This is a genomic window from Nonomuraea sp. NPDC003709 (assembly GCF_040610775.1).
Lineage (GTDB): Bacteria > Actinomycetota > Actinomycetes > Streptosporangiales > Streptosporangiaceae > Nonomuraea > Nonomuraea angiospora_A.
Map to the genome: position 1 here is coordinate 269,178 of NZ_JBEXMW010000019.1, position 13,322 is coordinate 282,499.

10 protein-coding genes and 1 tRNA gene are annotated in these 13,322 nt (G+C 68.3%); 6 read left to right on the top strand and 5 right to left on the bottom strand.

Going from position 1 to position 13,322, the window contains the following annotated elements:
- Positions 1 to 8 precede the first annotated feature (8 nt).
- Together ABZX61_RS44950 and ABZX61_RS44955 are read right to left on the bottom strand one after the other, a co-directional pair.
- Complete coding sequence (locus ABZX61_RS44950; protein WP_355203949.1) at positions 9 to 1,277, bottom strand: hypothetical protein; 1,269 nt, start codon at positions 1,275 to 1,277, stop codon at positions 9 to 11.
- 189 nt (positions 1,278 to 1,466) lie between these two features.
- Positions 1,467 to 2,522 (bottom strand): tyrosine-type recombinase/integrase, encoded by a 1,056-nt coding sequence (locus ABZX61_RS44955; RefSeq protein WP_355203952.1) that lies wholly within the window; start codon positions 2,520 to 2,522, stop codon positions 1,467 to 1,469.
- Positions 2,523 to 2,700: 178 nt separating this feature from the next.
- Here ABZX61_RS44955 and ABZX61_RS44960 point away from each other — a divergent pair, with 178 nt between their 5' ends.
- Together ABZX61_RS44960 and ABZX61_RS44965 are read left to right on the top strand one after the other, a co-directional pair.
- The gene (locus tag ABZX61_RS44960) at positions 2,701 to 3,819 is read left to right on the top strand and encodes a hypothetical protein (RefSeq protein ID WP_355203955.1); all 1,119 of its coding nucleotides are present in this window, start codon (positions 2,701 to 2,703) and stop codon (positions 3,817 to 3,819) included.
- A tRNA-Met gene (locus ABZX61_RS44965) sits at positions 3,787 to 3,854 on the top strand. Before ABZX61_RS44960 ends, ABZX61_RS44965 begins: the two co-directional genes overlap by 33 nt.
- Positions 3,855 to 4,281: 427 nt before the next feature.
- Here ABZX61_RS44965 and ABZX61_RS44970 read toward each other — a convergent pair.
- Positions 4,282 to 6,030: a tyrosine-type recombinase/integrase gene (locus ABZX61_RS44970; RefSeq protein ID WP_355203958.1), complete on the bottom strand. Its 1,749-nt coding sequence runs from the start codon at positions 6,028 to 6,030 to the stop codon at positions 4,282 to 4,284.
- 707 nt (positions 6,031 to 6,737) lie between these two features.
- On the opposite strand from ABZX61_RS44970, the gene ABZX61_RS44975 reads away from it, so the two are divergent.
- Complete coding sequence (locus ABZX61_RS44975) at positions 6,738 to 6,935, top strand: DUF4158 domain-containing protein (RefSeq protein WP_355203992.1); 198 nt, start codon at positions 6,738 to 6,740, stop codon at positions 6,933 to 6,935.
- Positions 6,902 to 7,099, top strand: coding sequence for a DUF4158 domain-containing protein (locus tag ABZX61_RS44980; protein WP_355203960.1), 198 nt, complete (start codon positions 6,902 to 6,904; stop codon positions 7,097 to 7,099). Before ABZX61_RS44975 ends, ABZX61_RS44980 begins: the two co-directional genes overlap by 34 nt.
- 85 nt (positions 7,100 to 7,184) lie before the next feature.
- Here the strand turns inward: ABZX61_RS44980 and ABZX61_RS44985 are convergent, their stop codons facing one another.
- Positions 7,185 to 10,691: a CHAT domain-containing protein gene (locus ABZX61_RS44985; protein ID WP_355203963.1), complete on the bottom strand. Its 3,507-nt coding sequence runs from the start codon at positions 10,689 to 10,691 to the stop codon at positions 7,185 to 7,187.
- 98 nt (positions 10,692 to 10,789) lie between these two features.
- Between ABZX61_RS44985 and ABZX61_RS44990 the strand changes: the two genes are divergently transcribed.
- Together ABZX61_RS44990 and ABZX61_RS44995 are read left to right on the top strand one after the other, a co-directional pair.
- The gene (locus ABZX61_RS44990; RefSeq protein WP_355203966.1) at positions 10,790 to 11,197 is read left to right on the top strand and encodes a hypothetical protein; all 408 of its coding nucleotides are present in this window, start codon (positions 10,790 to 10,792) and stop codon (positions 11,195 to 11,197) included.
- Positions 11,194 to 12,084 (top strand): hypothetical protein, encoded by an 891-nt coding sequence (locus ABZX61_RS44995; RefSeq protein WP_355203969.1) that lies wholly within the window; start codon positions 11,194 to 11,196, stop codon positions 12,082 to 12,084. The genes ABZX61_RS44990 and ABZX61_RS44995 overlap by 4 nt, the downstream gene beginning before the upstream one ends.
- A gap of 233 nt (positions 12,085 to 12,317) precedes the next feature.
- Here the strand turns inward: ABZX61_RS44995 and ABZX61_RS45000 are convergent, their stop codons facing one another.
- Positions 12,318 to 12,623 carry a hypothetical protein gene (locus ABZX61_RS45000; protein WP_355203972.1) on the bottom strand — a complete coding sequence of 102 codons (306 nt, stop codon included), beginning with the start codon at positions 12,621 to 12,623 and terminating at the stop codon, positions 12,318 to 12,320.
- Positions 12,624 to 13,322 lie beyond the last annotated feature (699 nt).

The following is a 13,322-nucleotide window of genomic DNA, read 5'->3' on the forward strand; positions in this document are numbered from 1 at the left end:
GGCACCCCTCATTGTGGCGGTTGCGCCGCCCCAGCGGGCGGTCGATCGGCGGCGACCGCGATCAGTGCGGCGGCCAGCGCCAGAGCCCGGGCGTCCGTGGCGGGTGTGTCGCCGAGCGAGATCGGGTCCCCCTGGTGAGACAGCATGACGCCGCCGCCGGAGTGCCGGGTGACCGCCTCGATGCCGGACCCGGCCAGGACCACGCCCCAGACTCCGTCCCCCAGGTCGCGGCTCAGGTCGATCGGCTCCGGCAGCACCAGGCCGGTCGCGACCTGGGCGGCGGCCAGCTGCCCGCGCGTCGCCTGTAGATCCTCGGTGGCGACCTGGAGCCGAGCTTGGAGGGCCGCCGCGGCCGCGGTGTCGGCCTCCGCTTGGGCCTGCCGTGCCTGCTCGGCCTGTCCGCGGAGCCGGTCGCGTTCGTCGTCGAAGCGGCGCCGCTCGGCGGTGAGTTCCGCGCGCACCGCCCGGGTCTCGGCGCGGGCCTCGGTGGCGGCGGCCGTGGTCTCCTGCAGCCGCTCGGTGGCGACGGCCAGGCGCTGGTCGGCTTGGTCGGCCCGGTCGGTCAGGCGGCGGTTCTCGCCCTGGGCGTGAGACAGCTCTTCTTTGCGGGCCTCCAGGGCGGCGGTGAGCTCGTCGATGCGGGCCGCGGCCTGGGCGAGGTCGGCGCGTAGCCGGCGCAGCTCGTCGGCCTGTCGATCGCGGACCTGTTCGGCGTGCTCGAGCTTGGCCTCGGCGGCGGCCCGGCCGCGTTCGGCGGCCGCGAGCCGTTCTCCACTCTCGCGCTGCACGCGCTCGAGATCGGCGCGCGCCCGGTCCTCGCGGTCCTCGGCCTGACGCTGCGCGGTGCGGGCCTCGCGTTCGGCGCGCTCGGCGGCGCGCCGGGCCTGCTCGGCCGCCTCGGATTGCTCGCGGGCGGCCAGCGCGTCGGCGTCGGCGGCCCTGGCTTCGGCGGTGGCGATGCGCACCAGCGCGCCTTGCTCGATTTGCTCGGTGCCCCGGTCGAACCGCTCGGCCAGGTCCTGCAGGGCGTCGGCGAGCGGCCGCGCCTCGGTGAGCACCGCCTCGGTACTGGCCACCGCGGCGGTCAGCGTCTCCCGCTCAGTGCGCTCCTTGTGCCGATAGTAGGCGTTCTTGCACCGGTCATCGCAGAACTTGCGCGGCTTCTTGCCCCGCGACAGCGGCAGCGGCTTGCCGTCATGCAGGCAGCGGCCGTGTGGCGCGGAGTCGGTGGCAGGCCGGGGCATGACCCCCCACGTGGTGCGGAAAGTATTCTTCATGGAACGCTAAGTGGCTTGACGGGCTCGGCGGGCTCGCTGGTATCGTCCGTATCGATTCGCCTGCCTGCTTCGGTGGGTAGGTGCGGGCCCCGCTTGCCGGCGGGGCCTTTGCGTTTTCCCCGCCTGGTCGGCCGACAGATCCCTCGTCATGGCCGGTTCTGCCGGGTTTCGCCGGCGCTTGGACCCGGGTCAAAGTCCGACGTTACGCATGGCGTTGTCGCGCCAGCGGTCCACGGCGCGGATGTAGCGCAGCACGACGGGCGAGGCGGGAGCCCAGCGGCCGTGCTTGGCGATGACGGCGACCGGGACGCCGGCGGCGTAGGCTACGGTGGCGCCGCCGGCGCGCAGGCTGTGCGCGGTGACCGTCTCCGCACTGGGCACGCCGGCCCGCACGGCAAGGTCGCGGACAATGGTGTTGACGGCGTCTGCCCCGAGCGAGGGCCCGATGGTGCCGTGCCGGTTGATACGGCGCAGCAGCCGCCCTGAGGTGTGTCCGGCCTGGTCGAGGATGGTGAACCAGTCGCGCCAGGCGGCGACGGGATCGGTCAGCGGGTGGCTGCCGCGCGGGATCGCGATGGTCTCGCCGGCCGAGTCCTTGTCGGTCTTGGAGGTACGAATGGTGACTTCGAGGCCGTCGGCGACCTCGCGCACGTCCTCTCTCGTGAGCGCGACGAGCTCGCTGCGGCGGCCCATCAGCGCCAGGCCGAGCACGAGCAGCAGCCGGTCCCGCCGCCCGATCGGGGTGGCCAGGTCGCAGACGCTGACCATGGCGCGCAGCGCGTCGATGGTGATGGGCGGGGCCTCGCGCTGGCCGCGGCCGCCGGTTTCGGCGCGCTGGCGTTTGTAGGCGCGCAGCGCGAGGCGGGCGGACTCGGTGGCGGGCCGTCCGGTGTGGCCGGCGAGGCGGTGCATGGTGCGCACCGCGGCGATGGCCTGCTCGATGCTGGCCGGAGCCTGCCCGGCCTCGCACAGCTGGGAGGTGTATTCGGCCAGCGTGTGGGCGGTGGCGGGCAGCGCGATCCGGCCGTGGGCAGCGCACCAGGCGGTGAAGAGCGCCCACTGGCGGGCGTAGGCGCGACGAGTGTTGGCCGGCACGCCGTCGACGATCCGCTCCTGGGTGCGGGCGCTGAGGCTGTAATCGGCGGCGGTATGCCCGCCAGTGCCCCCCGTATTTTCTGGAAGCGCGTAAATCAGCGGCCGCTCCCCCACCGCCGCTGCCGACGGCCCCGTCTCCTGGTCGTGCACGCCCGTCTCCAACCCGTTTCGTCGCCCGTCCGGCACCGTATTTCTGACACGCGATAAGGAAGGTTATCACGGGTCAGCTCACCAGGCTTGACCGTTTGCGAACGCACGGAACAATAGCGTTCGAACGATAAGAACGCTAGTCTGCGGGACTGTGGCAGACGATCAGGAAACTGTGGCGATGGACACCATGGCCGAGAGCGGCGAGCCAGGCGGAAAAGAGAAAGTCGGGCCGGTACCGGAGCTGGGATGCGCCGGTCCCGGGTGCGCCAAGACCTTGCCCGGGCGCAGCAGCCGCGCCAAGTACTGCAGCGACGCCTGCCGGGCCGCCGCCTACCGGGCGCGTACCACGGCGCATGCCGCCCCCGTGGCCAACGCCCTGCTACGCACCCAGGACCTGCTGGCACCGCTGCTGGCCGCGGGCGAGCAGTGGCAGGCCGCTCAGGACGCGCTGCGCACACAGCTGGCCGAGCTGAGCAGCGGCGCGCTCGCCCAGGTCGAGGCCGCGGAACAGGCCGCCGAGGAGGCCCGCGCCGCCGCGGCGGCCGCCGAGCAACGCGTCACGACCGCGACCAACACCGCCGCCGCCCGCATCGCCGCCGCCGAACAGGCCCAACAGCAAGCCGAGAGCGCCCGCGACCGCGCCGAGGAACGCGAACAGGACGCCTGGCGCCAAGTGGGCGAACACCAGGCCGCCCGCGCCCAGGCCGAGCAGAGCGCCGCCGACGCCGCCGCCCGGCAGCGCCAGGCCGAAACAGACCGCGCCGCCGCCCGGCAGCGGACCGCCCAGCTCACCGAGTTGCACACTGCCGCGACTAGTCGCATCACCCAACTGGAGCAGGACGCCGACGACCGGCAGCACGAGTTCGCCGGCCTGCGCCGCCAAGTACAGGCCCAGGAAGAGCGCGCGCGCGAGGCCGAACACGAACGCGACCAGGCTCGCGGTACCGCCGCGGCGCACGCCCAGGAAATCGACCGGCTCCACCAGGCGCTGGCCGCCGAACAACAGCGACGCGAGCAAGCGGTCACCGCCGCGGCCGTGGCCGAGCAGGCCCGCACCGACGCCGACCAGGCCAAAGCATCTGCGGCCATGGAAGTGGAACGGTTGCGCGAAGAGCTCACCAAGCTAACCGCAGCGCTGACGGAAGAACAACGTCAACGCGAGCAGGCGGTCACCGCCGCGGCCGTGGCACAGGCCCTCCTGCGCGAGCACGAGTGTCCCAGCCCGGCTGATCATTCCGCACACGCCCCAGCCGTTCCTGCCGATAGGACGGAGGCATCTGTGCCGTCGGAGTCATAATCCGTGGGTCGTGGGTTCAAGTCCCACCCGCCCTACTCTTCAACACCGCGTTCGACCTGGGGTTTCTCGGTTCTCGCCGGCCTCGGATCACGTTGTTGATCATGGCTGGTTGCTCGGTGGTTGCTCTTGTGTACGGACCGTGTACCGCGGTAGATCATTTAGGCCCGCCACCGTCAGCTCAGACCCCAGAGATGACCATCAGAAGATCAAGTCAGAAGGCCTGGACGGCGTCGCTGGTCAGCGTTGCTTTGATGGGCGGTCAAGCCTTGTCCAAGTCGGCTCGTCTCGCCATCAGACCGTTCGTGACCAGCAGATAAAAGATCCGCTGCTTCTCGCGGCGATCCTCTCGGCCCCGTTTACAGAACGGGCTAGGGATCGATCGGCTGCATCACCTGCACGACAGCGCTGAGGACAAAGACGCAGGCCCGCCGAAGAAACGACGGGCCTGCTGGGTTCGGTGGTTCAGGTTCTTGCGTCGCCGGTGTGGTTCGGCAAAGTGATCAGCCGGGCGGCCTGCGCGCCTGCGGCTGCGGTGTTGACGAGAGCGGCGGTCGATTCCGCAGCGGCCCGGGCCACCTCCGGGTAGACGCTCGTGTAGGTGTCACGGGTGAAGGTGGACGAGACATGGCCGAGGGTCTCCTGCACGACCTTCAGATCGACCCCGGCAGCCAGCATCAGCGAAGCAGCCCCATGGCGCAGGTCATGCAACCGCACCGGCGGCAGCCCCACCTGGAAGGCCAACTGGTAGAACTGGTCGCTGACCTGCTGCGGATGCAGCGGCCGCCCCATCTCGTCGGTGAAGACGAACCCGCTGTCCGCCCAGCCCTCGCCCGCGATCAACCGCTCGGCGGCCTGACGCTTGCGATGCGCCCGCAGCGCGGTGACGGTGTCCTCATCCAACGCAATAATGCGGTCGCTGGCCTCGGTCTTCGGCCTGCCCTGCACCGGCTCCCAGCCGAGCTGGGTGATCTGCCAATGCACCCCGGCCGTCCCGGCGGTCAGGTCAACGTCCTTCCAGCGCAGCCCGACCGCCTCCCCCCGGCGCAGCCCACGCAGGGCGATCAGCCGGTACAGCGCGGACAGCCGGTGGCCGGCCGCCTGGGCGAGGAAGGCGAAGGTGTGCGAGGGCGTCCACACCATCACCGGCGACGGCCTCGGCACGGACGCGTACACGTTGATCATGCTGGCGCGGCTGAGCCGGGCCCCGCGCCGCCGCGCCTCGGCGTCGAGCTGGTGCTGCAGGTCGCGGTTCCAGGCGGCGACCCGCTCATCGGTCCACACCAGCGCCTTGGGGCGTTCGGCATCGGGGAGTTCGACGACCGCGGCGGGGTTGAAGTCGATCAGCCGATCCTGCTTGATCGCGATGTTCAGCGCGTGCCGGAGAGTGGCCCGGATGCGGTGCATGGTGGCCGGTACGACCGGCCGCCGGTACCGGACCTTGGCCCGCTCCTCGGGATCGCCGCTGGCGCGGGCGGTGGTGATGACGTCGTTGAACTCCTCGATCGCATCGAACATGCCCGCCACATCTGATACCCGGAGCCGATCCAGCCGGATATCGCCCAGGTAGGGGGTGAAGTACAGCCGGATGTGCGCCTCGTAGGAGCGGCGGGTGGTGGCGTCGATCTTCCGCTTGCGCCGCAGGAACTCGGTCATCCACTCGGTCACGGTCACCGTGGGGTTGAGGTCCTGTCGGGTGTGGACCTTGCGCCGTACTTCTTCGATTGGCGGCAGCGCCTTGGTGTCCTTGAGCACCGACAGCAGCAGTTCGGTGATCTTCCGCTGGATGTGCGGGTCCTCATCCAGCGACAGCAGCGCCCGGGCATGCTCCAGTTCGGCCTCGACCTCCTCCAGCGTGGCAAAGCCCCGCAGCGGATTCCTCCGCCGACCGTCGGCGTGCGCGGGCAGTTCCAGCCGGTAGGCCCACCGGCCATGGGTGCTGCTCCACCACTCCCCACCGCCCGGACGGCGCAGCTTCGGACAGGCCTTGCCCAGTTTCTTGCCGCTCGCCTCGTCCCGGCAGGAACACGTCTTGAAGGTGGTTCCGTTCATCGTTGCCGTCGCGCCTTTCCCTTGTTCGCTGACCTCGCGTCGCCGACCGCTCGACGCCGCGCTTCCTCCGGCGCTCCCCATCCCCGCGACCCCCGCCGATCGCCGTCGGCGCCGGTACGACCGGGGCAGGACGCCACCGGCGGCATCGCGTACCCGGCCCATCACCGCGCGGCCGCCGTCCGGCGGCCCGGAATGGGGATTGCCGCGCCCCGGGCCAGAGGGCGGCCCCGCTCCGCCCGCACAGGCCCGTTATGGGGCCGCAGCGGGGATGTTCGGGGCCACCGGATGCCCCGGGGCGGTCGATATCGACGCCCACCTCCATCGCCCATGTCAAGCGATATCCGCTGGTCACATGTCCCGACGCACGCCCCGGCCGAGCCTGAGGCGTGCTGCTGCCTGCCTCGGTCGCAGGACGCCGGCCTCGCGCGGAGGGCTACGCCCTGATCACGTGACGGCGGTCTCCGCTGGTGGGGAAGGCACAGCATCGAGATTCGGCGAAGTGGCTGAGCTGTACAGTTACCATCGGATCCCCCAATCCGGCGAGCGAACTCATCCCTGTCACTTATCTAAATACCGGCCACAACGGCCGAGTTAGGACAGCGCGATAGGCCAACTCTTGGTCAAACCGGCATCGGACTCCACACCGAGCAGCCCGAGCAACCAACAGCGGCTCACGGTTTCGAATCCATGACATTCACGGATAAATCGCCGCCAGCACTTCATGAAGACCTCGCTGTAGTCCCGGGGAAATTTCCAACGGATTTGCCTGACCTGCACTGATGTAGGCCTGTTACGTTTGTTGATAACTTCCGCTACGGTTCGTACGGTCCTGACCGGTTCCGGTGTGGGGGTGGTCGATGTCGACCCGGATGTTCTCCGAAGACCAGTTGGAGCGGTTGCGGTCGTACCCCGACATCGGCCGCGACGATCTGATCCGGTACTTCACCCTGACACCCGCCGACGTCGCCTTCATCGACCCAGGCCGCGGTCGGGGCCGACCGACCGCCTCGGCCTTGCCGTCCAGCTCGCCACGTTGCCCTGGCTGGGGTTCGTGCCGGATGAGGTGAGCGAGGCGCCGCCGGTCGCGGTGGCCCGGCTGGCCGAGCGGCTGGGAATCGATCCCGACGTTCTGGCCGAGTACGGTCAGCGGGAGCAGACCCGCAGCGATCATCTGCGGTTGGTGGCCGGCTATCTGGGCTGGAAGAGCGCTCGGCCGGGAGCACAGCGATGAAGGAGCTGGACCAGTTCCTGCTCAACCGAGCCATGGAGCACGACTCGCCGATGCTGCTGTTCAACCTGGCGCATCAATAGAGGATTTATGGCCCGAAGTGAGTGTAGACCGCCCAAAGGGAAGGAGTCCGAGGGGAGCGGGCGCGCGCTGAGCGCACCGCGGAGTGGAGGGCGACGGGCACGTCATCAGACGTGGCATCCGCCTGGGCAAGATCGGTATAGACATCCTGTACGACCCGCGCTGCCACATCGTCGGCCGCACTCCACAGGGTGCCAACCACATGGCGGAACCCCGCAAGACGGAACGCCGCCCCCAGGTGGACCGCCTCGTCGGCAAGCCGGGCGTTGCTTCTGACGGACTCACACACGGCCAGGAACGCCAGTTCTCCCGCCGAGTTGTGCAAGCTGGAGATGCCATCGACCGTCACGCGCCCGCGATGCACCAGCAGATGGCTCTCCAACGGCTCGTCGACAACGCAGACCGCGTGACAGGCGAAGTGGACCCACGAATGGCGGGCTATCTGTGCCAGGACCTCGTCCGCCGTCGCCTGTTCGTTCACCAGCAGCCTGACCGGGCTGAACAACTCGGCCAGGACACCGGCCTCGCGCTCCGCGCCGCGGAGCGGCCCCCGCCCATCTGTGTCCGGCGTCGCCACGATCAACATCCGTGGCCTGCCCGGCATGGCGGACGGTGCACGACGTTCGCCCAGCATGCCGATGGTCGGGGTATAGGACGAGATCGCCCGATCCAGCGCCGACTCCTCGCTGTTGCCCGCGGCGTGGAGCGGCAGAAAGTTCAGCAGCCCGGTGGGGGACCACCAGATCCGGGGCCACACGTCATGAACCGGACCGTGGCAATCGAGCAGGTCGAGGACGGGCCGTACCAGAGACTCCCAAAGCCAGCCCAGTACGGCGATCACCGTCTCCTCGGCGTCGGCTTGGGCATCCGGGTCCGCATCCTGGTCCCCGGCCTGAGCCAGAGCTTCCAGGAACCGTACGGCTTGTTCCTCCACCGCCTCCGGCCGTAGCGCCGGCAGCGGGACTACATCCGTACTATTCCCGCTGACAAGAATGGCGTCGGATCTTCTGTCATCGACATTGACCAGAACAATCGAGCGTCCCTCGGCCCGCTCAGCCAGCTCCTCCGGAATCGGTGGCATGAGGAAACGGGTAAGGGGCGTACGCGCACGGATTTGGTCAATGAGTTCGGCCCGTCTCGTTATCAGTCGGTGCGTACGCTCGACGGTCCACGTGCGCAATGTCCCACCACTGATACCGAAGGTGTCGGGGGCTCTGCCGGCGTACTCATCGAGATCGTTGGTGACGCTCTCCAGGTCGTCGGCCAGCTCGGGAGCGTATGACCGGAGCGAGGTGAGATCGAAGCGTCTGTTGAGCGCATCGGCGAGAACTATTCCCCGCCCTTGTTCGAGAAAGATCAGCGCCGTTGCCACATCACCGGCGTCCAAGGCGCAGGCCGCCGCCTTCGACGCCAGCCCCGCAAATCCACCGACCAGGAACTGCTGATCAGATCTCCGCAACTGGGCCGGGACCCGCTGCACCAGCAAATCCAGCAGCGTCCGATATGCCGCCAGCGCCTCCTGCGGCTCACCGGCCTCATCGGCCATAGCGGCCCACCCGTTGCCCGCCATCGTGCGTACCTCGACATCCATCGCATCCGACCGCGCCGAGCCGGACAACAGATGCAAGGCCTCGACAAGATCGGCCGTCTCACCCCGGAGCAGATATCTGGCCCGGAGCGCCTGCCCGAGCCCGACGTTGTAGAAGGCCGTCGAATCATCGGTACGCGCGCCCGCCACTGCTCTTTCAAGACAGGCGATCGCCTGATCGAGATCGGCTGGGTCACCTGCCGCGTCATAACGGTAACGAAGCGCTCCTCCCAACGCGTTCAGCTCGGAACTGCTCGGCTCGGTCTCCGAGATATGCCGCTGCAACAGGGATACGGCTTCGTCGATATCCGCGGCGATGCCCGAGTGTGGCCACCTGATGGCCAAGGTGATGGCCAGGTGGTAGGACAGTTTGCGTGAGATCGCCGGAGCCGCCTGAGGAAACTCGCGCGCGGCCTGGAGCAGCTGAACGGCTTCGTCCAGCGCGGGCAGGTCGTAGAAGTGGTTGTGCCAGGTCACGAGAGTACGGGCGAGGTTGGCGGCCTGCTGCGGCCACACCGCCTGGCTGTTGGGATTGGCAACCGCTTCTCGCTGCAGTTCTATAGCTTCCCGCAAGTACATGGCGCTGCCGCTGCCCAGCACCGCCCGTGTGTGCAGCGCGTCTCCGAGGACGCCCAGCACGATGGGCAGGTACGGGTCGCTGCTGGGTGTGGCGGCACGAGCGTCGCGCAGGAACCCGATGGCTTCGTCGAGCAGGGGGATCGACCGCTCGTTGTCCGCCTTGGTCATCAGGGCGACGCCGAGGTTGGTCAGGATGCTCGGCCCCGGGGATGGCCTGTCGGTACGCTCCGAGACCGCCCTCCTCAGCGCGACGACGGCGGCCTCGAGCAGATCCGGTGAGCCGCCGAGGCGGTATCGAATGGCCAGGGTGGCTCCCAGCGCCCCCGAACAGTCCTGCCGGTCCGTCGCGGAAACCGACCTGGCGACCGCACTCTCCCCGAGGGCCGTCGCCTCCTCGGCATCGCTCTCGTTCCCGTACCGTTCGAATCGCAGCCGCAGCGCGATCCCCAGCTCAGACAGCGGCCACGGCTCCTCCGGCTGCTGCTGTACGGCCTGGCGCAATGTGGTTATCGCGGAGGCGAGCAACTCAGGCTCGCCCTCCTGCTCGTACTTGACACGGAGCAGCCACCCGGCCACCGCGGTCCCGGCCGATCCTCCCTCGGATTGCAGATCGGTCAGCGAGCGTACTTCCATCCGCCGGGTGACACTCGCACGCACTCCGCGCGCGTTCGCCAGGGCGGTCGTGGCCATCCCCTGCTGCGCCTCGGTCGTGGCAGCCTCGACGGCTTGCTCAAGAGTCGCGACGGCATCATCCAGCAGAGCCAGCTCTCCAGTACGCTCGAACTGCAAGGTCAAGGTGCTTCCCAGAGCCGCCAACGGGACGCAGGAAGGCTGCAGCGATACGATCTCTCGTAAAGTGTCCGCCGTTTCTTTGAGCGTCGCGGTCAGCTTCATGTGCTGGTACTCCTCGCCCAGCAGTGTGCTCAGTTCGGTGAGCGCCTTCAGTCGCCGGTCGATGCCCAGGCCGGGCTCCGTGACCAGCCATTCGCGCATGGCGGCAATCAGTCCACGCCTGGCGAAGAAGGGACGAGTCTCCGGCGGTACCGCCTCCCTGTCCACCCCGTAGACGTAATGCAGAAGGGCCAACGCCTGTTCGACTTCGTCCTGCCGCCGCTCTGACGCCTCAGGCAGCACGTAATGGCGAATCCAGTGCATGTAGCCGGCTGTTTGCACATGGTCGAGATCCAGAGGCGCCCCCTCAGCCCCTGCCAACGCGGCTTCGATGTGCGTGCAGACTGTCTCAAGCTCCGCGGTCGCCTGCTCTGCCAGCGCATCGTCACCGCCGCTTCCCGCAAGGAAGTCCTCCACCCGCCGACGGACGCGCATGTAAGCTTCCTGTAATTCCATGACCCCTCCCAGCAGCGCCTCCTGCCATCATCGACTGCACAACGTTCGTTGTCCCACCTCTTCCTGATGTACTTCCTGACGTACGTGTGGAGGGTTACATGGCGGATATCGACGAGCTTGCGCTCTTCTGCACCTATCAGGGGATCCTGTATCGCAAGCTGACCGCCGCGAAGTGCCGTGAGGCTCTGGACGAGGTCATGCTCGCCGCCCGGCAAGAACGCTCGCTCACTCCACACCTCGCCGACCTGCTCAGGCTGCTCGAGTCCGACATCGACGAGCAGACCCCGCAACTAGTGACGATTCTGCGGATCGCAGGCATCCCGTACCGCCGGACGGACCGTGGCTTCGTCGAACTGCCGGGCGCGGGCACCGGCATTCCGTTTCCCCAGATCTTCGAATGCCCCGTCCACCGCTGCAGCCGTAAATGGGTGCGCCGCCCGGGCGTTACGATCCCGCACTGCGCCATCACGGGCCACGAGCTCAGCGAGCGGAGCACGCAACCATGACTCCCTTTCTGTCCGAACTGGGAAAGAAGCTGGCAGAAAAATGGCTGTCCCTGTTAGTCCTGCCCGGCCTGCTCTACCTGGCGACGATATGGACGGGCTGGACCCTCGGCCACCAGCACTGGTACAAGCTCGACGAACTGGTGAAGAGCATCACCAACGTCCGCAACGCCCTGTCAGCAGCCGACACAGCGACGCTGATGGTGGCACTTCCCGCCCTCCTCCTGCTGGCCGCCGGCGTCGGCATTTTGGCGAGCGGAGCGGCCAGCGTCGTCGAACTCGTCTGGGCAGGGCTGTGGCCACGGCCGCTGGCCTGGTGTGAACGCGTCCTGTTCCGACGGAACGCTCGCTGGCTACGCGCCACGCGCTTGTACGAAGCCGAAGTCATCAAGAACACCGCAGACCAGGACCTATCCGCACGAGACCGCTATGCGGCCCGGCGCAACCGCATCGCCCTCGCCGAGCCCACACGCAGCACCTGGATCGGTGACCAGTACAACGCGACGGAAACGCGCATCCGTACGGAATACAGCATGGACCTACCTTCCGTGTGGCCGCGCCTCTGGATGGTCATCCCGGAGGAGGCACGGGCAGAATTACGCTCGGCCCGCGCCACCTTCGACTCGGCCACGAGCCTGGCAGGATGGGGCGTTTGCTACCTCCTGGTCGGGGCCCTATGGTGGCCCGCGGCGCTCGCTGGCATATTGGTCCTGGCGGCCGGATGGCGCCGCGGCCGCCTGGCCGGCAGGCTGCTGGCCTTCTTGATCGAATCGACAGTTGACCTCTACGGCTACACGTTGGCGGAGCAGCTCGGACTTGCCTCAAATGACCGGAGGTTCACCCGCTCCATGGGGGAAAGCATCACGGTCATGATGCGCAAGGGGGCTTAACTGTTAGTCGGCGCCTTAGCGGTCGTAGCGGGCTGCTGCCCAACAGAGCGCCGCCCAGTGCATCTTGGTGCGACACCTGGCGAGCCAGGAGGCGACGGCAGCGCGGCTGCGTTCGTGGTCGCTGGTGCTTCTGCCACATCCGCGGCCGGGGAAGTCGGCGGTCGCAACCTTCGATGGGCTGACGCGGGCCGTCTTCTCCCATAGGAGGTGTCCAAGTCCCAGGGTGGTGGAAGTCAGCGGTAGCGGGCGATCACGGGGCCGAGGCTCTTGCCGCAGGCGAGGCCGACCGCGTAGGCCGTCCCCCTTCCGGGCACCGCGCTCACCGCTGAGACGTCGACCTCGCGCCTGCGGTTCGCCCCCGCCATCGGCGGTAGCTCGATCCGGCTGCCGTCGGGCGCAACGTGCATGGTCGCGCTCAAGCCACCCTCGTCAGGCTCCCAGTCGACCAGGATGATCCCGTCCACGCCGTCGGAGCCGGACGCGCTGACGTCGGCCGAGTCCGGCACCTGCGACCAAGCCGTGCCGTAGTGCTGGCGCATGTTCTGACCCGGCAGGCGGGTCCTGGGTGCAAACGGAGCGTTCGAGATGCGAACTTTCGTATCTCTCGATCGATGGACTGGCTGCTGACGAGCGGGAAGCCGAGATGCAAGGCGGCTTGTTTCGCCTCATTGCCGGTCGTGCCGGCGACGTTCGGGCACGACGGGCCAGTTGGTGACGCGGCCGTCGGGCGGACAGGACACCTGCGGGGGCAGGGAAACCGAACTCCACCCTCTTGGCCTGAGAGTCCTCGACCTGCGTGCAGACGATCCAGGTACCGGAGTAGGACTCACCGTCGAACACATGACCATCCGGCAGGGCTCTGTACGCGGTGGCACAGGCGGACCAGGAGTGCCCCAACTCGCCGCTAAAGGCTGCCAGTACGGCGGCTCCGCGGTGAACGTCACCAGTCATGCGACGGATTCGTGCGGTCGTTCGGCGGCGACCTCCCGAATGGCAAGAATGCTCGCGCCCCTGTCTTTGAGCGGCACACGCGCGCCTACCGGCCGACTGAACGGATCCTCAACACCGCCTCAACATCCGCCGCCCTACGGTACGGCAAGACCTCGATCGAACAGAATGGCGGACTTGATGATCCCCCTCACCTCTTCCGACCCGCACCGCCTGGGACGGTACTGGCTGGTCGGCCGTCTCGGCGCGGGCGGCCAGGGCGTCGTCTACGAGGCGTACGGCGAGTCGGG

What these genes read in the sequence shown, in the direction of transcription:
- ABZX61_RS44950 (WP_355203949.1), bottom strand. Translation starts at nt 1,277, where the DNA reads ATGAAGAATACTTTCCGCACCACGTGGGGGGTCATGCCCCGGCCTGCC.
- ABZX61_RS44960 (WP_355203955.1), top strand. Translation starts at nt 2,701, where the DNA reads ATGGACACCATGGCCGAGAGCGGCGAGCCAGGCGGAAAAGAGAAAGTC.
- ABZX61_RS44970 (WP_355203958.1), bottom strand. Translation starts at nt 6,030, where the DNA reads ATGGGCCGGGTACGCGATGCCGCCGGTGGCGTCCTGCCCCGGTCGTAC.
- ABZX61_RS44975 (WP_355203992.1), top strand. Translation starts at nt 6,738, where the DNA reads ATGTTCTCCGAAGACCAGTTGGAGCGGTTGCGGTCGTACCCCGACATC.
- ABZX61_RS44985 (WP_355203963.1), bottom strand. Translation starts at nt 10,691, where the DNA reads ATGGAATTACAGGAAGCTTACATGCGCGTCCGTCGGCGGGTGGAGGAC.
- ABZX61_RS44990 (WP_355203966.1), top strand. Translation starts at nt 10,790, where the DNA reads ATGGCGGATATCGACGAGCTTGCGCTCTTCTGCACCTATCAGGGGATC.
- ABZX61_RS44995 (WP_355203969.1), top strand. Translation starts at nt 11,194, where the DNA reads ATGACTCCCTTTCTGTCCGAACTGGGAAAGAAGCTGGCAGAAAAATGG.
- ABZX61_RS45000 (WP_355203972.1), bottom strand. Translation starts at nt 12,623, where the DNA reads ATGCGCCAGCACTACGGCACGGCTTGGTCGCAGGTGCCGGACTCGGCC.